Here is a 21256-nt window from a genome sequence, read left to right as displayed (position 1 = left end):
ACGGCGATGGGTCGAGTGATGGATGGATAGGGTAGACGAATGACAGCAAAGGCCGGAAAGTCCGCCGACGGCGCACCGGTGTCGTGTTTCCGCACCGCCATCGTGCCCGCGGCGGGACTTGGCACACGGTTCCTGCCGGCGACGAAGACGGTGCCCAAGGAATTGCTGCCTGTGGTCGACACCCCGGGCATCGAACTGGTCGCGACCGAGGCCGCCGAATCAGGCGCGCAGCGCTTGGTGATCGTCACCTCCCCGGGCAAGGACGGTGTTGTCGCGCATTTCGTCGAGGATCTCGTGCTGGAGAGCACCCTCGCCGCGCGCGGCAAGTTCAAGTTGCTCGAGAAGGTGCGCAAGGCGCCGGGACTGCTCGACGTGACTTCGGTCGTGCAGGAGGAGCCGCTCGGACTCGGGCACGCGGTGGCCCAGGCAGAAGCCGTCCTCGATGACGACGAGGATGCCGTCGCGGTACTGCTGCCCGACGATCTCGTCCTGCCCAGCGGTGTCCTCGATGTGATGAGCCGGGTGCGGCGCAAACGCGGCGGAACCGTGCTGTGCGCGATCGACGTGCCCAAGGACCAGGTCAGCGCCTACGGCGTCTTCGATGTGGCGATCGTGCCCGATGCGGTGAACCCGAACGTGCTGCGCGTCAACGGCATGGTGGAGAAGCCCGCCCTCCAGGACGCGCCGTCCACCTACGCCGCGGCCGGACGCTATCTGCTCGACCGCGCGATCTTCGACGCGCTGCGCCGGATCACCCCCGGCGCGGGCGGCGAATTACAGCTGACCGACGCGATCGCGCTGCTGATCGCGGAAGGTCATCCGGTTCACGTGGTGGTCCACCGTGGGTCGCGCCACGATTTGGGCAACCCGGGCGGTTATCTTCGTGCTGCGGTCGATTTCGCCCTGGAGAGGGAGGAATACGGCCCCGCCCTACGGGAGTGGTTGGAGCATCGGCTCGGCCCGGACTGGGATCCGCAGCTGACGACCTACGACTGAGCAACGCCCGCCCCGGCCCGGGGGCGACGGCCGGATGGCGGCCGGGTTTCGCCGCCGACGTTCGGTCGGGTACGAATGATGGTTCCACCGTCGGCGCGGGACGTGGTGTGCGCGTTCGTCCGAGCGTCGGCGGCGCACTCGTGAAGCGCGGAGAGAATCAGGAAGGGCTGGATGCGCTCGGTTGAGGATCAGCAGATCAAGGTGACCGCGGCGGCGGTCGCGCCCCGGCCGGTCCGGGTCGCGATCTCCGAAGCCCAGGGCCTGCTGTGTGCCGAGGATGTGATCACCGAGCGTCCACTGCCCGGATTCGATCAGGCCGCCATCGACGGCTACGCGGTGCGCAGCGTCGACGTGGCCGCCGCAGGCTCCGATATCCGCAACGAAGAAGGCGATCTCGTCGATCTGACGCTGCCGGTCGTCGGCGAGGTGGTGGCCGGTTCACGGCAGCCGATCCGGCTGCAACCCCGCCAGACCGTGCGTGTCGACACCGGCGCCCCGCTGCCGACCCTCGCCGATGCCGTGCTCCCCTTGGATTTCACCGATGGCGGCCGGGCCAGGATCAAGGTCTACGAATCCGTGCGCTCGGGCGACTACGTCCGGCGCATCGGTGACGACGTGCAGCCGGGTGATGTCGCGGTGCGCGCGGGCACCATCGTCGGTCCCGCGCAGGTCGGTCTGCTCGCCGCCGTCGGCCAGGACAAGGTGCTCGTGCACCCGCGCCCTCGGCTCTCGGTGATCTCGGTGGGCGGCGAACTCATCGATATCGACCGCACCCCCGGCCCCGGTCAGGTCTACGACGTGAACTCCTACGCGCTCGCCGCCGCCGCGCGCGACGCGGGCGCCGACGTGAACCGCGTCGGCATCGTCAGCGACGATCCGCGCCGATTGCGCGATGTCGTGGAGGGACAGCTGGTTCGGTCCGAGGTCGTGGTGATCGCGGGCGCTGTCGGCGGCTGGGCCTCCGAACAGGTCAGGGAGGCGCTGGAAGGTCTCGGTGAACTCGAGGTCGCCCGCGTCGCCATGCATCCCGGTTCGGTCCAGGGTTTCGGAAGACTCGGCCGCGACGAGGTGCCGACCTTTCTGCTGCCCTCCAATCCCGTTGGCGCGCTGGTGGTTTTCGAGGTGATGGTGCGGCCGCTGATCCGAATCGCGCTGGGGCGAAGGCATCCCATGCGACGGATCATCCGGGCCAGGACCATCACCCCGATCAGTTCGATGGAGGGGCGCAAGGGTTTCCTGCGCGCGCAATTGATGAGAGACGAATCCACCGGTGACTACCTGGTTCAGCCGCTCGGCGGCGCGGCCGGATCCTCCTCGCACCTGCTCGCGACGCTGGCCGAGGCGAACAGCCTCATCATTCTGGACCCGGACGACACCGAGATCAGGACCGGCGACGAGGTTCGCGTCGCTTTTCTCGCACAGCGCGGTTGAGGCGTGGAGACGATGAATGTTTTCCGGGTGACCCAGCATCCGGGGTGGCCCGCTCATCTCGGCCCGGTGACCGCCGCGGCGGGCCGGGTGACGTTGCGCCCGGTCCGGTTGCGCGACGCGTCGGCGTGGAGCCGGATCCGCCTGCGCGACAGGGAACATCTCGAACCGTGGGAGCCCACCGGCCGCGGCGCCTGGGAAGCGCGCAATCACGCGTCGAACTGGCCCTCGCTGTGGTCGAGTCTCAAAGCCGAGGCGCGGCGCGGCGCGATGATCCCGTTGGTGATCGAGGTCGACGGTAATTTCAGCGGGCAACTGACCGTGGGCAATATCGTGCGCGGCGCGCTGCGTTCGGCCTGGATCGGCTATTGGGTCGCGAAAGATCTGGGCGGACAGGGAGTCGCGACGGCGGCGCTCGCCCTCGGACTCGATCACTGCTTCGGACCGGTCGGCCTGCACCGCGTGGAAGCGACGGTGCGTCCGGAGAATCTGCCGAGCCAGGCCGTATTGCGCAATGTCGGATTCCGCGAAGAGGGTTTGCTGCGGCGCTACCTCGACGTCGACGGTGACTGGCGCGATCATCTGCTCGTCGGCCTCACCGCGGAGGAGATCACCGGCACCGTCGTGGATCGTTTGGTCCGCGACGGACGGGTCATCCTCCCTTAGTCATCGCATCGGAAATGAGGGCGAACCGCCGCGTTCACACGGGCCGCATTGATGGGGAGTTTGTTACCAGTGTGACTTGTGTGCACGGCGCGCCTGCCGGAAAGTCCCGCTGCGCGGAATTAACCTACGGACGTCGGAGGTGCGTCCCGCATCTTCGGCAGGGAGCCTGCGAGGCGACCGGCGACCGGACTCGGGTCCGTCCGTTTTGCATCGAGCGAACGCACGGCAGCGGGGGCGCGGTGCGGGAAAGTCGCGGGCCGAATGGACAATTCACGCGGGGACGGAGGTAGCTGAGGCGAGATGCCGAATTCGATTCTGTGGATCGGCCTGGTCGTGCTCTGGGTCTTCGTCCTGTTCCCGATACTCGCCGACCGGCATCCACGGATCCGGCAGACCACCGATGCTGCCCTGGCGACCCGCGTGCTGCACCGCGGCGGTGCCAAGCGGCGCCCACGAAAAGGGCCGGCCGCCGGTCACGACAGCGACCCGGACTATCGGCCGACCCGAGTGCACAGAAAGCTTTCCCATAGCGATGATGCGGAGGACCGGATGAATGCACCGGCCGACGAACTAGTCACCGAGGCCGACCAGGAGTCGGGGTACGCGCCCGAACTCGAGACGGGCGCCAACCCGCCGGACATCGTCGCGGCCGCTGTCGACGCGCCACTCGCCGCCGATATCGCCGACACCGAGATCACGGACGCCGAATTCATCGACGACGATTCGGCCGACGACGATTCGGCCGACAGGGATTCCGACGACCGCTGTTACGCCGACGACGACATCGCCGACGCGGAACTCGCCGAAATCGCCGATGACGGATACATCGAAACGCATTCCGAGGATGCCGATTCGGACGACATCGCGCAGACCGCGGCCGGAAGCGCTGCGAACCACGACGAACCGGCCGATGATGACGACGTGGCCGACGAGTACCTCGAACCGTCCGCGGCGCGCATCCCGCCCGCCCGGTCGACGGATCGGGCCGACGATACCGAATACGACACCGACGACACGGAATTCGTGCCGTCGCGCCGCGGCCGCGGCGGCTACGACCCCGAAGCCGATGCCATCGCCCGCGCCGCCCGCTACACCTTCCGCCAGCGCGCGGTACTCGGCCTCGTCCTGGCCGCCCTGCTCTTCGGCGGATTCGCCATCGTCTCCGATCAGCGACTGTGGTGGGGCTGCGGCCTGTCCCTGGTCGTCCTCGCCGGGTACCTGGCCTACCTGCGCAAGCAGGTCCGCATGGAAGAGGACATCCGCCGCCGCCGCGCCGCCCGCCTGCTGCGCGGCCGCGACTCCGACCACGATGCCGAAGCCGACGAAGCCTCCGTCCGCGTCGAACAACATTTCCGCCGCCACATGGACCGCGAGACCGCCCGCGCCCTGCGCCGCCGCTCCGTCCTGCTCGAAGCCGACGACGAGGACCCCGCCTTCATCGACCTCGACCATTTCGACCCCGCCGTCGCCCGCGCCCTGCGCCGCGGCCGGTCCGCCGAGATGCGCCGCGCCGCCGGCGCCTAGTATTTTCGCAGCTCAACCCACCGATTCGGAGTCTGGCCGCAACGTTTGCTACAGTTACCCAGCGCGGTTCCCAAGGGATCCGCACGGGGCTATAGCGCAGTTGGTAGCGCGTCTCGTTCGCATCGAGAAGGTCAGGGGTTCGATTCCCCTTAGCTCCACAATTTGCACAGGTCAGGCCGGGTTACGAGAATATTCTCGAACCCGGCCTGACCTATTTCCGCCCGAGCCGCGACTGATTCACCCGGCGGCGCGACTGCGGGAGGGGGAGGGATCGGATGGCATTGGAGATCGTCGTGTAGGACATCAACTATGCCGAGATACACCGCTTCGTTGACGATGCGGACGAAACGCTGTCCAGGCTGTGCGCGGCGCAACCCGACACTAATCCGGTGCGAAGTTTCCGGCGGTACTGCGACACGATGTTCAACCGGTACCGGCTCGGCGTGATCCTGGATCGGATCGATCAGATCGAGGTGCGGACCGATGCCGAGCGGCAGGCTGTCCACCTGCTGCGGAGGGTGTCGACGATCGCGCTTCGCGCCAACGGATATCTCCTGTTCGTCGGCGACTGATCCGAGCGGCTTTCCGCTGACCGCGTGAGCGTCACGCCATTGGTTGTGTGGGCGTCCAGTGCTGCCGATGTGCGGTGTCGGCCGCACCGTTCGGGTGGATGTGACGATGGCGGATCCGGCGTCGTCGAAGTGCGTCCTGTTTACGAACGGCGTTGAGCGGAAATGCTTCCAGTCGACATAGCGACGGAAGGTGAACGCATGAAGGTACGTACGGTTTTCGGGGCCGCGATAGTGGCGGTCGGGGTGTCGACGGGGGCGTTTTCGGTGGGGGTGGGGTCGGCTGGGGCCGATACGGTGGATCGGGCGGATGTCATCTGCTGGGGGTTGAGTCCGAATATCGTCGACCTGCCGTACGCGGGGCGGATCGCGGCGTATCAGTGGGATGCGACGCCGGGGCGGCCGACGATCGAGATCACGTCGGCGCAGCCGAGTATCTGGGGGTACCAGACCAACCCGGCGATCCGGTGGACGAATCTGGCGACCGGTGAATCCGGTGAGGCGGTGGGGAGCGGTCGGGTGGGGCTCGGGTCGACCAATCCCGTGTTCTTCCTGCATCTGCCGACGGGGGCAGGACCGGTTCGGGTGGATCTGACGACGGTCAACGCGGGGCCGATCCAGGTGCCGCCGGTGCACTGCTCGGGTGTGATCGATATTCGCTAGTTGGCCTCGATTCATCCCCGGGAATTCCTGTAACACCTCGAAAACAGGTCCGATACACCTGACAATAGTTGGGGGACACGAATATTCGTCACGCGGCGATAACGCGCAGCGTATGTATCGGTGCGCGGATATTCGTCCGGACACGATCGAATATCGAAATCATAGAAAGCCCACGGGCTTCGAGGGGTGCGAAATGAATGTCAAATTATCGGCGGTGTTGTCGATCGCGGCGAGCGTAGTGATCGGAGTCGCCGCGTGCGGCACCGATTCGGGCACGTCGACCGCGGGCGGGACCTCGACGGGGAGTGCCGCGACGTCCTCGGCGAGTCCGACGACGCCGCGGACCACGAGCGCCGGTTCCCCGGTCGAAACGGCACCGGAAGTGACGTCGAAACCCGGGACACCCGAGGTGACTTCGCCCGCCACGCCGAAACCCGAAACCCCGACCGCGCAGCCCGCGCCGGAGGGCAGCGGCCACGGTCTGTGCTTCGATGTGAACTCGGCACTCGCGGCGTCGTCGGTCGCGCGTTTGGGCGAGCCCCCGGCGGGGGACGGTTGGGAGATCCAGGCGGGCAGCGATGATCCGATCGAGGCCGGATGTTCCGGTGTGCTGTCGTGGATGACGGTGGAATGGCCGGGAATTCACCCGGGCACGCACATCCTGTTCTTCACCGGCGGAAAGTATCTCGGTACCGCGAGCGCGCAGCCGTACGCGTACACGACGGTTCTCGGCAAGACCCGCGATACCGTGTCGGTGCAATACCGCTGGCCGAGGGAGGAAGATCCGCTGTGCTGCCCCCAGGGCGGACCGAGCGTCGTGACATTCACCCTGACCGGAACCACGGTGACGGCGAACGGGCAGTTCCCGCCGAACTGAACGGCCCTATACCGGGCGCAGGACGACGATTCCGGGAACCGTTCTCGCGTATTCGAGCAACGGTGAGTCCACGACCTTGTTGTTCGCCGCGAGCGAGGACGCGTTGCGCAGGACCGGACCCGATGGCGTCGTCGCGAAGATGCCGACGTGGGTGACGTCGAGGCCGGGCTGGTCGGCGTAGGCGCCGATGTAGTCGCCGTTGCGCAATCGGGCGATGACGGCCTCGTCGACGAATTCGCTCGGGATGTAGGTGATATCGCGTCGGACGACGGGCAGGCCGGGCAGATAGTTCCCGCCGTCGCCCTTCGCGTTCAGATCCTTGGTGACGGTTACCGCGCGGGGATCGACCGATGCGGTGACGTCGGTGGCGTTGATCTTCCGTGTATGCGCCCAGTCGGTGAAGAAATGCCTGCGCTGGGCGAAATCGACGCGACCTTCGGTGTAGCGCGTATCGATCAGATTCCGTAGGAACTGATCCCGGTCGCCGGATTCGCTCAGCGCCGCCACGTAATCCAGGTAGGTGAAGCAGTCGACGCGGCGGAAATCGACCACCAATTGTTCCGGCCGCGACGCGGAGCCGACGAGCATATCGGCGCCGTAGGGCGTGCCGAGGAACTGCCGCGACAGCAGTTCGATCAGATCCGCTCTGTTCCGGCCACTCTCCGATGCCCGTACCGCCAGGGCATCGTCGATTCTCTTTCCGGTGACGTCGTCGACGGCGATCGGATCGCCGAGCGCGGTCGGACCGGTGAGGACGAAGCACCCGGCCAACGCGAGCACTACGGCCAGGAATCGAATGATGCGCAAGATACCTCCAGCGGTTTCGCGGTAGGACGAATCAGCCGTGCGGGTCCAGGCTAGCCGGTGCCGGCGGTGTCCTCGGACGCTCCGGGGAAGCTGGGCACACGGACCGAGCCGGAGTACGGCCCTCCGAGCCCGGGGGCGGAAACCGGCGCGGTGTCACGGATCCCGCTCCTATAGTGGGAATTCCGTAGACGACCAGGAGGCAGCGCGAATGACCAGGTTCATGTCCCGGATCACGATCGGCGCCGCGGCGTTGCTGGCGACGACGGCGGCGGTGGTCGTCGCGGGGGCGTCCGCGCAGGCGGAGGTGACCTCGGTGAGCGTCGCGGCGGGTCCGGAGGGACTCGCGGTCGGCTGCCGCTACACCGTGACCGCCGTCGTCACCGATGCGGTCATCCCGCCGGGCACGGTGTTCTTCATGGTCGCGGGCGGAGTCATACCGGGCAACGGCGAACGGCTCCCCTCGGCGGCGGTGCACCATCCGGAGAACAACACCGTCACCGTCACCTGGACGCCGACCCGTGTCGGTGCGCAGAATCTCGTCGCGATCCAGTCGGAGCCCGGCCGGTACACCTCGTCGCAGTACATCGCGGTCGACGTGCGGCACACCGGAATAGATACGGGCAGTTCCCGCCAGGTCATCGGATGATCGGGCGGGGGCGTCGCGTTTGACGGCCGTTCGCCGAGGCGTAACCATGGAGGGGAAACCGGACAACCATCATCCGGTTCGGCGTGATGAGGGACGAGTGCGGGATCGATCCGATGTGGAACAGGCGCGAGTGTTCTACGACCTGCTCGTCGCGGAGGCCGAGACGCTCACCTCCGCCATCCGGGGGATGGGACTGACCAGCCGGGGAACCCCGAGGGCCAATACCGAATCGCAGTTGCTGCAACGTGAACTGCGCGAGGTGCTGCGTTGCCTGGACAATCTGCGCGCGAGCTTTCCCGAACTGCGCGGCGAGCAGTAGCAACCGCGGGGTGACACGCCCCACTCGGAAAGTGTCTCGGCAGAGGTTTGCGACCTGTTCACCCCGGGTTTCCGTGTCGGTGCCATGCGGGTGCAAGCTGAACGTAATGACAGTGACATGTTTGTGATTCGCTGTTTCGGTAAGTTAACTGTCCGTGCGCAATTCGCGGCCATTGGATTTCCCTCGCACCGGGCCGACGTTTTTCGTTCTCGCGATCGGTGCGGTCGCGGCGCTGATTCTTGTCCTCACCACGGTCGATCCGTGGCTCGATAAATCGGGGATCCTGGTCGGCGGATTGGATGTGCATGTCTATCGGGACGGTGCCTGGCGGATACTGCACGGCCGCGCGCTCTATACCGAGCCGACGTTCCGCGGACTTCTCTACACCTATACCCCGTTCTCGGCGCTCGCCTTTCTCCCGATAGAACGGGTGCCCTGGTCGGCGGTCACCGATACCTGGCTCGCGGTGAATATCGTGGTGCTGCTCGGCTGCGTGCTGCTGAGCTGGCGCATCCTCGGCTATCGGATCGGGCGAAATCTGCTCGGGCTGAGCGTATTGCTGACCGCGACATGCGTTTTTCTCGAACCGGTGCGCACCACCCTGTACTACGGGCAGATCAATCTGGTGTTGATGCTGCTCGTGCTGTGGGATTTTTCGCGGGCCGACGGCAGCCGTGGGCCCGGATTCGGCGTCGGTATCGCGGCGGGCATCAAACTGGTCCCCGGCTATTTCGTCGTGCAGTTCCTGGCGCTGCGGCAGTGGCGTGCGGCGGCGACCGCGTCGGGCGTCTTCGTCGCGACGGTCGTGGTGAGCTGGGTGGTGCTGCCCGAGGACTCGCGCCAGTACTGGACTTCGACCTTCTTCCAGTCGGGCCGGATCGCGGTCGACACGCATCCGGCCAATCAATCGCTGCGCGGCGCGCTGGCCCACCTGATCGGTCGACCGGCTCCGGTGTGGTTGTGGCTGGTACTCGCGGCGGCGGTCGCGGTGCTGAGTTCGGCGGTCGTCGCCGAGTTGTCTCGGTGCGGGGAGCGGCTGCTCGCGGTCATCCTGGCCGGGCTCACCGCCTGCGTGATCTCGCCCTACGCGTGGGGGCATCACTGGGTGTGGTTCGTGCCGTTGCTCGTCTACCTGGTCCATCGGGCGCAGTACCAGCGCGGCTGGTGGATCGTCGCCATCGCGCTCTTCCTGTCGACCGGTGCGTGGGCCTATCACTGGAGTCCGACCTGGGTGTCGATCGGTGTCTTCCTGCTGCCGCCGTCGTGGCCGGTGTCGCCACTGCTGATCAATGCCTACGTCATCGCGTATTGCGGGGTGCTGGCCGGGTCGATGGTGCTGGTTCACCGGATGCGGCGCGAGGTCGCCGCATTGCCGGAGGGGATCGAGGGCTCGCAGTGGCTCCTGTTGCCGCGCCGAGGTTCGGACGTGTCCGTCGAGTGATCGGCCGGTGTGCGGCCACCGGGGAATCGGGCGGACAACGGCGGAGCCGCCGATGGTCGGCGACTCCGCGCGACGACGGTTCCGGGTGGACCGTCAGCCGCCCGCGGGCATGACGCCGGAATTCATGTCGTCGACGACGTACCCACCAGGGAAGAACTGCGCTCGCTCGCGGCGGGCTCGTCCGCCGGGACTTCGAGGTCGCGGCGGCGTTGCCGGTGAAAGGCCCAGTGCAACAGCCCGATTCCGGCCAGGCCGCCCGAGGCGCCCGCGATGCCGAGTTCCCAGCCCGGCGGGCGCCAGGCGAGGACGAGTTCGGCGTCGTCGGTGCCCGCGGGGATGTCGACGGCGATGAAGGTGCCCGCGACGGTGGTGTGCGGGATCTCGTCGCCGTTCAGGGTGACGCGGTGGCCGGGCCAGCCGAGTCGGGACAGGACCACCCGGCCGCCTTCGATCGAGGTCACGCGGGCGTTGCTGGTGAAACTGTTGTGCCTGGTCGCGTTGGCGAGAACGCCTTCGGTGTCGGCGATGATGCCATTGCGGGTGGAGATCAGGCCGTCGACGCGTTCGAGGACGACGATGTAGCGTTCGTGCCCCGGGTAGTCGACCCACTGCCAGCCCTCGGGGGCGGCGTGGTCACGGGCGTCCGGGTACTGGGCCCGGTGCAGCACCACGCGGTCGATCTTCATCAGGTCGACGATCGTTCGCCCGGTGGACGGTTCGGTCGCGAAGGCGCGGCGGAAACCGTCGGCGCAGGTGCTGCCGTCCCAGGCCATGCACAGCAGACCCGCGAAGGCGGCGTGTCCGATGGGCGTGTAGCCGTTGACGTATTCCAGGCCGAGGTTCTTGGCGTAGTTGCCGATGGCGAGTGAGCCGTACGCGTCGGTGACACTCCGGTCCTGCGGCGCGAGCAGGGCACGGTCGGCGAGTTGCAGTGTGCGACCGTCGAAGTCGGGGAAGGCCGCGGTCATCGTCGAACGGCGTTCCGGGAAATTGTAGGACAGTGGCGTGCTGGGCGAGGCTTCCACCTGGCCGAAGGCGATCGGCAGCATCGCCACGATGGCGAGTACGCACGCCGTGGCAACGCCCTTGTGGCGGGCGAGCCACACCGCGGCCGCGCCGAGTGCCGCGACGGTCAGCGCCGCGAGGAGATGGCGCAGGACGAGTTCGGGGGCCGCCGAGACCGATCGGATGAACAGCACGCCGATCAATGTCGCCGCCGCGACGGCGCGCCTGCGTGAGGAGGCGAACACGCCGTGACGGCTGAGCAGTACGCACACCAGCACGAGCAGAGTGACGGCCAGCATCGGGAGTACGCGCGCGGGCCAGCGCAGCGGGCCGATGGCGCCGGGGCCCGCGGTCCACATGAGCACGGCCGCCGCGAAGAACGCGATACCGCTGATCTCGCGCGCCGAGCGCGCCACCGCCCGCCAGTCGATGAACGCCAACGCCGGAATCAAGAACCAGGCGATGTAGACCATCGGCAGTGGTTGGACGTGGCCCCACCAGGCGGTGAACGCCGGGGTGGTGCTGGGCAGGCTGGCGTTGAGCGATTCCGACCACGGCACGGTGAGGAACGGATCGTTGTGGATCTTTGCGTTGCCGCGCCAGGTGACCTGCGAGGAGAGCAGGCCGGGCAGATTGGCGATCAACGCCGCGAGCGCCGCGCAACCGGAGGCGAGGATGAGCCGCCGGATCGGCGGCCACTCACGCCGGTGGACGTACTCGCCCGCGAGCACCGCCGCGATCATCAACCCCGCGAGCACCGCGGGGAAGGCGTATTGGACGGTCAGCGTCAGGTAGAGGAAGACGAACAGCGGAATCGGTCCGCCGCGTCCGCGGGCGTAGAGCACGGCCGAGGCCCACGCGTTCACCAGCCACGCGGTGGCGGTGTGCGAGGTCATCCAGCTGGCCTGGTCGAAGAACAGGAACCATCCGCTGAGCGGGAAGGCGACACCCGCGACGGCCGACCACGGTGCGCGCGCGCCGTAGGCGAGGCAGGTCCGGTAGACGCCGAGTCCGGCGATGATCGAGAAGACCAGTTTCACCAGGGTGGCGTAGACGGCGAGGTTGTCCATCGATGGCGCGAGGAAATGGACGAGCAGTTGGGGCGGGTTGTAGAGACCCGCTTCCTCCAGTGAGTAGTTGCCCGCCATCCATTCCCACGGCACCAGCGCGGGAAAACGTCCCTCGCGCAGCTCGTTTCCGAGGTGCACCCACATCGGCGCGTACTGGGCCTCGGTGTCGTCGGTGTAGTAGTGCCTGGCGTCCGCGAGCAGAACCGCCGCGTAACCGGCGATCACTCCGAACCCGGTCACCGCCCCCCACGTGTATCTCTCTTTTCGCGATTCGATTGCCGCGCTTGTACTCACGAGGGCCGGAGCGTAGGCGAATCGGGTAAACAGGACAAGACCGGCATCGGAATCCATGACCGTCGGTCTCGGAATATTCGCCGATCAGGCAATGTTTCAGCTATTCGGGACCGGGGAGATGCCCCGTTGCCGGGAATGCGGAAGTGAGCGGTGATGCGCGTCGAGATCTGGTCCGATATCGCCTGCCCACGGTGCTACGTCGGCAAGGCCCGATTCGAGAATGGGTTGGCCGGATTCGCCCATCGTGACGCGGTCGAGGTGGTGTACCGGTCCTTCGAACTGGATGCCGGGTCACCGCGTGAGGCCACGCCGCTGCTGCCGTTTGCTGACGCTGCTGTACCGGGCGAATTTCGCGGACGAGCGCTCGGCCTTCGACCCGGCACGACTGCTCGAACTCGGCGTCGCGGCCGGACTCGACGAGCGCGAGGTGGGCGCCGTGCTCGCCGACGAGACTCTGTTCGCGGCGCAGGTGCGCGCCGACGAGCGCGAGGCCGCCGAACTCGGCGCGAACGGTGTGCCGTTCTTCGTCTTCGACCGCGGGATCGGCGTCTCCGGTGCGCAGCAGGCCGAGACTTTCACCCGCGCGCTGGAGCGGGCATGGTCCGCCCGTTCGCCGCTGGTCACGGTCGCCGCCGAGGACGCGGAGTCCTGCGGACCCGATGGCTGCTGACGCCTGGCAAACCAGGCGATAGATGTTACACCAGCAATTATTGTGTGCAATTGAGTTGCCCGCTACCGTTTAGGGAGGAGGTGTGACGATGACACAGGGTGAGATCGCCCTCGGCGAGGAATTGCGGCTCGACAGCCAGGTGTGTTTCGCGCTGTACGCCGCCTCCCGCGCGGTCACGCGACTGTACCGTCCGCTGCTCGATCCGCTCGGGCTGACCTATCCGCAGTACCTGGTGATGCTGGTGCTGTGGGATCACGGGTCCGTCGCGGTGAAGGAGCTGGGGGCGGCACTCGACCTGGACTCCGGCACCCTCTCGCCGCTGCTCAAGCGGTTGGAGGCGAACGGACTGCTGACGCGCAGCCGTAGTGCCGAGGACGAGCGGTCGGTGCGGGTCGAGTTGACCGACGACGGGGTGGCACTGCGCGAGCGCGCGGCCGATATTCCGCGACGTTTGGCCTGCGCCATCGGCTGGGATCCCACGGAATTGGTCGAGTTCCGCACCCGACTGCGCGAATTCACCGCCGTGATCGGTGAGGAACAATAGACCGGTGCCGATCATCGGCTGAGTCGATTGCCGCGCCTGCTAGCGTGCGGGTATGCAGGACAGTGTGACAGTTCGGATGGCCGCACCCGCCGAGAAGATCTGGGAACTCGTCAGCGATATCACCGAAACCGGGCGATTCAGCCCCGAGACCTTCGCCGCCGAATGGGTGGGCGGCGCGAAGGAGCCCGTGGTCGGGGCGAAATTCCGCGGACATGTGAACCGCAACGGCTGGGGTCTCAAATATTCGACGGTGTGCCGCGTGATCGCGAGCGAACCGGGACGTGAATTCGCCTTCATCGTGCTCGGCCCCGGCGGTATGGCCATCAACACCTGGCGCTATGTGTTCGAACCGGTCGACGGCGGCACGGATGTCACCGAATCGTTCGAACTGTCCAGGACGGTGCCGCTGCGGTTGTATTGGGCGTTGGCCGGTCATTGGCGGGGCCGGACCAATCGCGCGGGGATGCTCGAGACGTTGAACCGCGTCAAGGCGTATATCGAAGCCGCGTAGGTGATCCGGGCTCGCGCGGTACGGGTTCTGCCGTCGCGCAACCGGATTCAGTCCGGATAGAGCGCCCGTAGTCGGCGTTTGTAGATCTTCCCCGAATCGTCGCGCGGGAGTTCGGTGACGATTCGCAGTTCGCGCGGGATCTTGTAGTCGGCGAGCCGGTCACGCAATCCTTTCCGCAATTCCTCGGCGTCCAGAAGCGCACCGGGACGCGCGACGACATGCGCGGCGACGGCTTCGCCGAGATCCCCCGGATGCGGGATGCCGAATACCGCGACATCCTCGACACCGTCGAATTCGAGGAAGGCCGATTCGATTTCGGCGGGATAGATGTTCACCCCACCGGAGATGACGATCTCGCTGGAGCGGCCCGTCAGGTAGAGGTAGCCGTCCTCGTCGAGGTAGCCGGTATCACCGATATCGAGGAAACCGGGGATCGGTGCGGTGGACTCGGCGTCGCGACCCAGATAGCGGAACGCGGGCCAGTAGTCCGCGCCGCGCACGAACACCCGGCCGATTTCGCCCGGGGGAAGCCGGATTCCGTCCGCGGTGGCGACGACGGCGGCCGACCCGTCCACGCCGCGACCGACACTGCCCGGACGCGCCGACCATTCGTCGGCGCTGATCCAGGTGATGGTGCCTGCCTCGGTGCAGCCGTAGAACTCGATCAGGGCGTCGCCGAACCAGTCGATGGCCGCGCGCTTGACCGCGGGCGGGCACGGCGCGGCGGAATGGATCAGGTGGGTCAGACTCGAGACGTCGTAGCGGCGGCGGAGGTCGTCGGGCACCGACAGCAGACGCGACAGCATCGTCGGCACCACTTTGGCCTGGGTGATCCGTCGTTCGTCGACCAGGCGCAGGAAGCGCGCGGAATCCCAGCGCGGCATGATCGTGATGTCGGTGCCCATGCGCAGCGCCAGCACGGCGACCGCGTTCGGGCTGGTGTGGTACAGCGGCCCGGCGACGAGCATGCGCCCACCGGGGACCAGGCCCATCCGCTGTGCCGTGCCGCCCGCGATGGACAGCAGTTGTGTCGGCGTCATCCGTTCGCGCAGTACGCCTTTGGGGGCTCCGGTGGTGCCGGAGGTGTAGATCAGGCCCATCGAATCCGCGATCGCCCCGTCGACGTGGCCCAACGGTGTCTCGCTGTCGGCGATCCACTGCTCGAGGGTGGGGTGCCTGCCGGTCGGTGTCGCCGCGGTGTGGTCGAGCCCGGCTTTGTCGAGTAGTTCGACCGGCATCGCCACTTCGACGATCCACGCTGTGAGACAGGCGGATTCGATGGCCCGTTCGACGGTGGCGATGAACTCCGTATGCGCGATGACGATCCGCGCGCCCCCGTCGGCGAGCACGTGGGCGATCTCGCGCGCCTGCCACCTGGTGTTGATCGGCACCGGATTCGCGCCGCAGGTGGCGACGGCGAGGGAGACCTCGAGGAATTCGATGTCGTTGCGCAGCAGTACCGCCACGCGATCACCGCGGCCGATACCCCGCGCGGCGAGCGTCGCGGCGAGACGGCCCGCGCGTTCGTGCGCCACCGGCTGCTCACGGATTCGCGCGCCGCAGCGGATGGCGGGGACCGCGGGACTCATGCGGCGGATCCGGATCGGCGTCGCGGCACCGGGCGGTGGCGCTGTCGGAGGACGTGTTCGGCGTGGACGTGCATCCGGGTCCGCATGGTGATCGAGTCTGCTCGACTGTGTTCTCGTGCGCCAGTGGTCGTAGAGTCGGTGCGACGAGCATCCGGTGGGACAGGGACGGAGCTCAGGCGGGGTGACGGGCAGGGGAAATGCGACCGTCCGAACGAAGTCGAGGGGTGGGATATGTGGTACGTGATAGACGCCGCGGAACCGGATCGGGCGATCAGGCAGGTGCCGGAGGAGCGGACGGCGCGTGAGCGCTCGGTGCACCGACTGGTGCGGCCGGGGACGCTGTCCACGGTGGCGAGTTCGGCGGTGGCGCAGGCCATCGGGAGCAACGAGAGCTGCGATCGCGAGGTCCTGGTGCGGGGGGAACGGCGGGATGTGCACGCCGAACCGGTGCCGGGGCCGGACGGGACGCCGCTGGCCGTGCGGTTGTGGGTCGGCAGGCGGCGGCGTGATCCCGCGCCCGGTATCGACGTCTTCCTCTGGCACGGCAGGCAGTGGACGGTGCTGGCGGACGGGACGGGCGGGACGGTCCTGCCGCACGGGCATCCGCGGCTGCACGGCGCGTGGTTCCTGTCGCGGATCATCGAATGCGAGGAGCGCGACCGGCTGATGACGGCGGCGCTGGACTCGCGGCCGGGGACCAGGTGGCAGGGCGCCATGCAGGTGCGCACCCCGGACGAGCGCAGCGCCAGGGTGTTCGGATTCTTCCGCCACCACGGGCCGAATGTCCTGCGGGGGCTGCTGCTCCAGGTCGAGCCCGCGCGCGAACCCGGCCTGATCGCTCCGACCTATCGGGACGACGCCGCCGTCGCGCTGCTCGGCGGCACCACCGCTCTGATCGATGCCGAGACCATGCAGATCATCGAATGGTTGACGCCTCCGCTCGGTGATATCGCGTGGCGTCATCATCCCGCGTCCAAGGGCACCGATCCGTCCGGCGCGGGTGAATTCGATCTGTCCACCACCCATCTGATCCACCCCGATGACATCGGGATCTATCTGACGGCGCTGCGGTCTCTGGTGGAGAACCGGGTGGATCGGGCGCGCGGGGTGGTGCGATTGCTCACGTTGTCGCGGGGCTGGCAACCGGTCGAACTGTCCTGTGTCCGGCTTCCGCACGGCCCGTCGCGGTTCCTGACCTGTCTGATCCGGCCGGTCGGGCCGGACACGCCGTCGGGCTTGATCGAATAGCGGTGAGTCTGCTCGTGTCGAGTTTCGGCGCGGGTGTTCGCTGTGACGGCACGTCCCGGGATTGCCCCGCGATTGCGAACCCCGTGCGGGGGTCGGGGTGCCGGTTCGGCGCGCCCGGCGAAGGGCCGCCGCGCCGCCCGGGTGCAAGCCCCCTTGGCGGACATCCGTCCAGTTCAAACCGGGTGCGCGGCGGGGAACCCGGCGGCCGAGGTGATCGTTTTCCCTCCGGCCGTGTTGATAGCATGGCCTTTCTGTCCGACCGGATGCGGGCGTCGCCCCCGGATATATCTCGAAAGAGTCTTTTCATGCAGTTTGAAATCGTCGAGCGGGACGAGACGTGGGTTGCCGGGTTACCGGTGCGCAGCCCGAAACGTGCGCTCGGAGAATTGCGTGACCAGGACCTAGAGGCCGCATGGGCCGCGGTGCTGCATCAGGATCTGGGCGGCCCGCTCGCGAGTGCGTATACCGATTACAGCGGCGAACTCGGCACTTACCACACCCAGATCGTCGGATATCAGTGCGCGACGTTCGAGGAAGTCACGCGCGGTCATCTCGTGGCACTGCTTAGGGGCGGCTCCTATGCCCGCTTCTCTTCTGTCGGTAACTTTCCGCAGGTGATGACCGACCTGTGGACGCAGATCGCCTATGCCGAGGAGCACAACCAGATCAAACGCACCTATACCGGCGATTTCGAGTGTTATCCGCACGCCTACAAAATCGATCTGTATCTGGCGGTAGATCCCCGATGAGCTATGCGATCGTTGTTCGCAACGAGGCGATCTACGGTGGGCTGGTCGTTCCTCGGGTGCGTCCGAGCTTCAAGGTCAGCAACAGCGATCTGATCGAATTCCTCAAGGATCGACTGCGCGACCGGGCGGCGACGTCCCAGCCGCTGTTCACCGTCTACGTGCCCGATCCCGCGGGAAACTACAACGCGATGGTGTGTTTCGAGTACCGCGCGCCGCAGGCGGTCCCGGTCGGCGACCTCCTGGTCCGGGTGCCCAAGGGTGTGTACGCCCGCTTCGAGCCGAACGGCGACTACCACGATCCGGTGGAGGACGTCTGGGCGCAGGTGGACGACGCGACGGCCTCGGCCGAGATCACCCGCGCCTATCGCGAGGAAATAGAGATCTGGCGTGGGCCGGAGTCGGTGGAACTCTTCATTTCCATCCTCGTTTGATAGCCCACCAATTGCGATGAGAGAACCAACTGGTCTTTTCGTTGCGAACCGGATTGGCTTCCAGGGTTCTGAACTGCGGTAACTCGGGTGATTTCTCGATGTTTCCGGAAGGTTAGCCGGATGCCTGGTGAATTCTCGTGGGATGACGGATACTGCCCTAGGCGACTCTGCCGCCCGAACGAATCCGGGGGCCCGGGTTCGCCGGATGGGGTATGAACGACCGTGCGCGAGCGCGGAAGCAACGGAGTAGGAATACCGATGACTGTCGAAGCGATTGCAGTCGTTCCGGAGGACGCCCTCGGCGCGGGAATCCCGCGATTCCGTGACGAGCAATCCGGGTACACATTCTTTGTCGCCGCTCCCGCCGCGTGTCCTGTCCTGTGGAATCGCTATCTGAACGGGGCGCACGAGGTCTACCGCCAATTCGGCGTCGAACCCGCGCTCGAATTCGAGCGGACGAGCGACGGCGCCTCGACGGCGCTGTTCTTCCTCGGTGTGGACCCTGCGGGCGAGGCGGTCGCCGGTGTCCGGATCCAGGGCAGGTACACCCACGTCGACGAGGTCCGCGGTGTCGCCGACTGGAACGGGCGTCGCGGCGCCGTGGAACTGCGGAGCATGGTCGCCGACCGCATTCCCGAGGGCGTGGTCGAGGCCAAGGGCGCCTGGGTGGCGCGGGACTCGCCGCACCGATCCGCACTCGGCGACGTGGTCTCGCGCGCCGTGCTGCACGGCGCGCTGCTGTTGGACGCGCGCTTCGGATTCGCCACCGTCGCCACCTTCACGGTGCCTCGGCATCGGGCCAGCGGGGCCGTGCGCGCCGCGCACATACCGTCGGTGCCCTTCCCGGACGAGCGCTACCGGACGGTCCCGATCTGGTGGGACACCCGCACCTACAGGGCGTTCGCGGACCGGTCGCAGAGCGCGCGGATCCGCGCCGAGACCCGCGCACTCGCCGAGGCCGACCATTCCTACTTCGCCGCGCCGCCGGGCAGCGAGCGGGCCGCACAGGGGCGGGACGGCCATGGGGGATGATCCCGGCCGAGTGCCCGACCATCGCCCGCTGATCCTGGACGAGGCCGACCCGGCACACACGAGAACCCTGGCCGAATTGCGCGACCTGCCGCATATCGAGCACATCGACCTGCGGGAACCGCTGCGCGCCGAGTTCGACTGCCTCGCCGACACCGCGGGGTCGGTCGCCGATCCGGATTCGCCACGGTGGATCTACTACCCGTGGCGTCGCGCCCTGGTCGGACTTCCCGGCCCGGATGTCTTCCGCGCGGTGCGGCTCGATCGCAATCGCAACAAACTGACCCGCGCCGAACAGGACCGGCTGGCCACCTCGACGATCGGTGTCGTCGGTCAGAGCGTCGGACACGCGATCGCCTATCTGCTCGCGCTGGAGGGCGTCGTCGGCACGCTGCGGCTGGCCGACCTGGACGACATCGAACTGTCGAATCTGAATCGGGTGCCGGGCACGGTATTCGACATCGGCGTCAACAAGGCCGTGGTCACAGCGCGCAAGATCGCCGAACTCGACCCCTACCTGCCGGTCGAGATCTTCGAGACCGGACTCGACGACGATTCCGTCGACGCGTTCCTCGCCGGATTGTCGATCGTCGTCGAGGAATGCGATTCGCTCGACATGAAACTGGTGATCCGCGAGGCGGCCGCAGTGCACCGCATTCCGCTGCTGATGGAAACCAGCGACCGCGGCCTGCTCGATGTCGAGCGCTTCGACCTCGAACCGGATCGGGAGCCTTTCCACGGTCTGCTCGGCGGGGTGCGCGCGGCCGATCTGCGCGGTCTCTCCGCGCAGGACAAAGCCCCGTTCGTGGTGCGTCTGCTCGGGGCGCGTGGCCTGTCGGCGCGAATGGCGGCGAGCATGGTCGAGGTCGGCGAGACACTGTCGAGCTGGCCGCAGTTGGGCAGCGATGTCATGCACGGGGCGGCGAGCGTGGTGGCGGCGGCCAGGCGGATCGGGCTGGGCCGGAAACTGCCGTCGGGACGTATCAGGATCGACGTGGACGAGTGTCTCGACGATCTGGCCGAGCCCGCGCCCGAGGGCGAGCCGATCTGGGACGACCCGCCCGAGTCCGCACCCGCCGTCGATCCGATCGGCGCGATCATGACGGCCGCCCAGCGGGCGCCCTCCGGCGGTAATTCCCAGCCGTGGCGGCTGCGGGCCGATGCAGGCGCGCTGCGGATCGAACTCGCGCCGGAAGCGTCGTCGGCGATGGATATCGGATTCCGTGGCAGCGCGGTCGCGCTCGGCGCCGCGCTGTACAACGCGCGCACCGCCGCGGCAGCACACGGACTGCTCGGGCCGCACCGATTCGTCGAACAGGACGCGGGCGTCGCGCTGACGGGCGTGCTGACGCTGGGCGACGGCGACGATCCGGTGCTGGCAGCGGACTACCCGGCGGTGCTGACCCGCGCGACCGATCGCGCACTCGGCACCGGCGCGGCGATACCGGACGCGGTCCTGGCCGCGCTGACCGCCGTCGCCGTCGACTCGGGAGCGAATCTGCGTGTGCTCACCGACCGAGACGATCTGGCGCTGGCCGCGACGCTCTGCGGCGAATCCGACCGGGTGCGCTATCTGACCCCGCGGACGCACGCGGAGATGATGGACGAGGTGCGCTGGCCCGACGACGATCCTGACGTCGGCATCGACGCGCGTAGCCTCGCGCTGACCCCGAAGGAGTGGGCGGGCTTCGAGATAGCGCGCCGCGCCGATGTCGTGGCGCAATTGCGGTCCTGGGACGGCGGCGCGGCACTGGGCGCCTACACCAGGGATCGGGTGCGCACCGGATCGGCACTCGTCGCGGTGACCTTCGACGCGGTGGATTCCCGTCTCGAGGGCTACGCGAGGGCGGGTACGGCGGTGTCACGGGTGTGGATCGAGGCGCAGCGGCACGGTCTGGCGGTGCAACCGATCTCGCCGATGTACCTCTACGCGCGAAGTTCTGGTGAACTCGCCGCGATTTCCCCCGACTACGTGGATACACTAGCGTCACTTCAGAGCCGTTTCCTGAACCTACTTGGAGTGCCGGGGCATGAGATCATGGCATTGGTTCTGCGCTTGAGTTACCCGGCCGCCGACACTGCCCCGGTACGGAGCAGGCGGCGTCCGCTGCCGGGCGTGGACAGCCGTAGTTAGCGCGATCGGAGACAAAGTGCCTCGGCGGACACTCGACTCACTGGTG

Annotated in this window: 22 protein-coding genes, 1 tRNA gene and 1 pseudogene; 20 read left to right on the top strand and 4 right to left on the bottom strand. The window is 67.4% G+C overall.

Annotated elements, in window-relative coordinates; all coding sequences use genetic code 11:
• Positions 1-39: 39 nt before the first annotated feature.
• The 7 genes from OG225_RS29765 to OG225_RS29735 all read left to right on the top strand — a co-directional run bounded on the left by OG225_RS29765 (position 40) and on the right by OG225_RS29735 (position 5846).
• On the top strand, positions 40-996 hold the full coding sequence (locus OG225_RS29765) for a UTP--glucose-1-phosphate uridylyltransferase (protein ID WP_405178257.1): 957 nt from the start codon (positions 40-42) through the stop codon (positions 994-996).
• A gap of 171 nt (positions 997-1167) precedes the next feature.
• On the top strand, positions 1168-2427 hold the full coding sequence (gene glp, locus OG225_RS29760) for a gephyrin-like molybdotransferase Glp (protein WP_405178256.1): 1260 nt from the start codon (positions 1168-1170) through the stop codon (positions 2425-2427).
• Positions 2428-2439: 12 nt separating this feature from the next.
• Positions 2440-3090: a GNAT family N-acetyltransferase gene (locus tag OG225_RS29755; protein WP_216914664.1), complete on the top strand. Its 651-nt coding sequence runs from the start codon at positions 2440-2442 to the stop codon at positions 3088-3090.
• A gap of 300 nt (positions 3091-3390) precedes the next feature.
• Positions 3391-4614, top strand: coding sequence for a gephyrin-like molybdotransferase receptor GlpR (gene glpR, locus OG225_RS29750; RefSeq protein WP_405178255.1), 1224 nt, complete (start codon positions 3391-3393; stop codon positions 4612-4614).
• A gap of 85 nt (positions 4615-4699) precedes the next feature.
• A tRNA-Ala gene (locus OG225_RS29745) sits at positions 4700-4772 on the top strand.
• A 231-nt stretch (positions 4773-5003) separates the two neighbouring features.
• Positions 5004-5186, top strand: a complete 183-nt coding sequence (locus OG225_RS29740) for a hypothetical protein (RefSeq protein ID WP_405178254.1) — start codon at positions 5004-5006, stop codon at positions 5184-5186.
• A 198-nt stretch (positions 5187-5384) separates the two neighbouring features.
• Positions 5385-5846, top strand: a complete 462-nt coding sequence (locus OG225_RS29735) for a hypothetical protein (RefSeq protein ID WP_405178253.1) — start codon at positions 5385-5387, stop codon at positions 5844-5846.
• Positions 5847-6005: 159 nt separating this feature from the next.
• On the opposite strand, the gene OG225_RS29730 is transcribed toward OG225_RS29735, so the two are convergent.
• Entirely contained in the window at positions 6006-6272 is a 267-nt protein-coding gene (locus tag OG225_RS29730; RefSeq protein ID WP_405178252.1) for a hypothetical protein, read from the bottom strand.
• Between OG225_RS29730 and OG225_RS29725 the strand changes: the two genes are divergently transcribed.
• Complete coding sequence (locus OG225_RS29725) at positions 6256-6723, top strand: LppP/LprE family lipoprotein (RefSeq protein WP_405178251.1); 468 nt, start codon at positions 6256-6258, stop codon at positions 6721-6723. The two genes, OG225_RS29730 and OG225_RS29725, sit on opposite strands and share 17 nt — an antisense overlap.
• Before the next feature lie 6 nt (positions 6724-6729).
• Here the strand turns inward: OG225_RS29725 and OG225_RS29720 are convergent, their stop codons facing one another.
• On the bottom strand, positions 6730-7530 hold the full coding sequence (locus OG225_RS29720; protein ID WP_405178250.1) for a DUF1460 domain-containing protein: 801 nt from the start codon (positions 7528-7530) through the stop codon (positions 6730-6732).
• Positions 7531-7738: 208 nt separating this feature from the next.
• Here OG225_RS29720 and OG225_RS29715 point away from each other — a divergent pair, with 208 nt between their 5' ends.
• The 3 genes from OG225_RS29715 (at position 7739) to OG225_RS29705 (ending at position 9936) form a co-directional block, all read left to right on the top strand.
• On the top strand, positions 7739-8176 hold the full coding sequence (locus OG225_RS29715; protein ID WP_405178249.1) for a hypothetical protein: 438 nt from the start codon (positions 7739-7741) through the stop codon (positions 8174-8176).
• Between the two features lie 97 nt (positions 8177-8273).
• Complete coding sequence (locus OG225_RS29710) at positions 8274-8495, top strand: hypothetical protein (protein WP_216914454.1); 222 nt, start codon at positions 8274-8276, stop codon at positions 8493-8495.
• A 154-nt stretch (positions 8496-8649) separates the two neighbouring features.
• Positions 8650-9936 (top strand): glycosyltransferase 87 family protein, encoded by a 1287-nt coding sequence (locus OG225_RS29705; protein ID WP_405178248.1) that lies wholly within the window; start codon positions 8650-8652, stop codon positions 9934-9936.
• 122 nt (positions 9937-10058) lie between these two features.
• On the opposite strand, the gene OG225_RS29700 is transcribed toward OG225_RS29705, so the two are convergent.
• Positions 10059-12362 carry a hypothetical protein gene (locus OG225_RS29700; RefSeq protein ID WP_405178247.1) on the bottom strand — a complete coding sequence of 768 codons (2304 nt, stop codon included), beginning with the start codon at positions 12360-12362 and terminating at the stop codon, positions 10059-10061.
• 96 nt (positions 12363-12458) lie between these two features.
• Between OG225_RS29700 and OG225_RS29695 the strand changes: the two are divergent.
• The 4 genes and pseudogenes from OG225_RS29695 to OG225_RS29680 all read left to right on the top strand — a co-directional run.
• Positions 12459-12548 (top strand): annotated as a pseudogene (locus OG225_RS29695) (DsbA family oxidoreductase); the annotation flags it as partial.
• A 55-nt stretch (positions 12549-12603) separates the two neighbouring features.
• Entirely contained in the window at positions 12604-12975 is a 372-nt protein-coding gene (locus OG225_RS29690; RefSeq protein ID WP_405178246.1) for a DsbA family protein, read from the top strand.
• A gap of 88 nt (positions 12976-13063) precedes the next feature.
• Entirely contained in the window at positions 13064-13519 is a 456-nt protein-coding gene (locus tag OG225_RS29685; protein ID WP_405178245.1) for a MarR family winged helix-turn-helix transcriptional regulator, read from the top strand.
• Between the two features lie 52 nt (positions 13520-13571).
• Positions 13572-14030: an SRPBCC family protein gene (locus tag OG225_RS29680; protein WP_405178244.1), complete on the top strand. Its 459-nt coding sequence runs from the start codon at positions 13572-13574 to the stop codon at positions 14028-14030.
• Between the two features lie 47 nt (positions 14031-14077).
• Here the strand turns inward: OG225_RS29680 and OG225_RS29675 are convergent, their stop codons facing one another.
• The gene (locus OG225_RS29675; protein WP_405178243.1) at positions 14078-15619 is read right to left on the bottom strand and encodes an AMP-binding protein; all 1542 of its coding nucleotides are present in this window, start codon (positions 15617-15619) and stop codon (positions 14078-14080) included.
• Positions 15620-15850: 231 nt separating this feature from the next.
• Between OG225_RS29675 and OG225_RS29670 the strand changes: the two genes are divergently transcribed.
• The 5 genes from OG225_RS29670 to OG225_RS29650 all read left to right on the top strand — a co-directional run bounded on the left by OG225_RS29670 (position 15851) and on the right by OG225_RS29650 (position 21210).
• A complete protein-coding gene (locus OG225_RS29670; RefSeq protein ID WP_405178242.1) occupies positions 15851-16867 on the top strand; it encodes a GAF domain-containing protein in 1017 nt (338 codons plus the stop codon).
• Positions 16868-17172: 305 nt separating this feature from the next.
• Positions 17173-17616, top strand: a complete 444-nt coding sequence (locus OG225_RS29665; protein WP_109527807.1) for a GyrI-like domain-containing protein — start codon at positions 17173-17175, stop codon at positions 17614-17616.
• A complete protein-coding gene (locus OG225_RS29660) occupies positions 17613-18047 on the top strand; it encodes a GyrI-like domain-containing protein (RefSeq protein WP_216914466.1) in 435 nt (144 codons plus the stop codon). The genes OG225_RS29665 and OG225_RS29660 overlap by 4 nt, the downstream gene beginning before the upstream one ends.
• 258 nt (positions 18048-18305) lie before the next feature.
• Positions 18306-19079, top strand: coding sequence for a hypothetical protein (locus OG225_RS29655; protein ID WP_405178241.1), 774 nt, complete (start codon positions 18306-18308; stop codon positions 19077-19079).
• On the top strand, positions 19069-21210 hold the full coding sequence (locus tag OG225_RS29650) for an Rv1355c family protein (protein ID WP_405178240.1): 2142 nt from the start codon (positions 19069-19071) through the stop codon (positions 21208-21210). Before OG225_RS29655 ends, OG225_RS29650 begins: the two co-directional genes overlap by 11 nt.
• The last annotated feature ends 46 nt before the right edge of the window (positions 21211-21256 follow it).

Source organism: Nocardia sp. NBC_01377, from assembly GCF_045040005.1.
GTDB classification, from domain to species: Bacteria; Actinomycetota; Actinomycetes; order Mycobacteriales; family Mycobacteriaceae; genus Nocardia; species Nocardia noduli.
The sequence above is the reverse complement of the archived record's forward strand: the minus strand, read 5'-3'. Positions and strand labels throughout refer to the sequence as shown.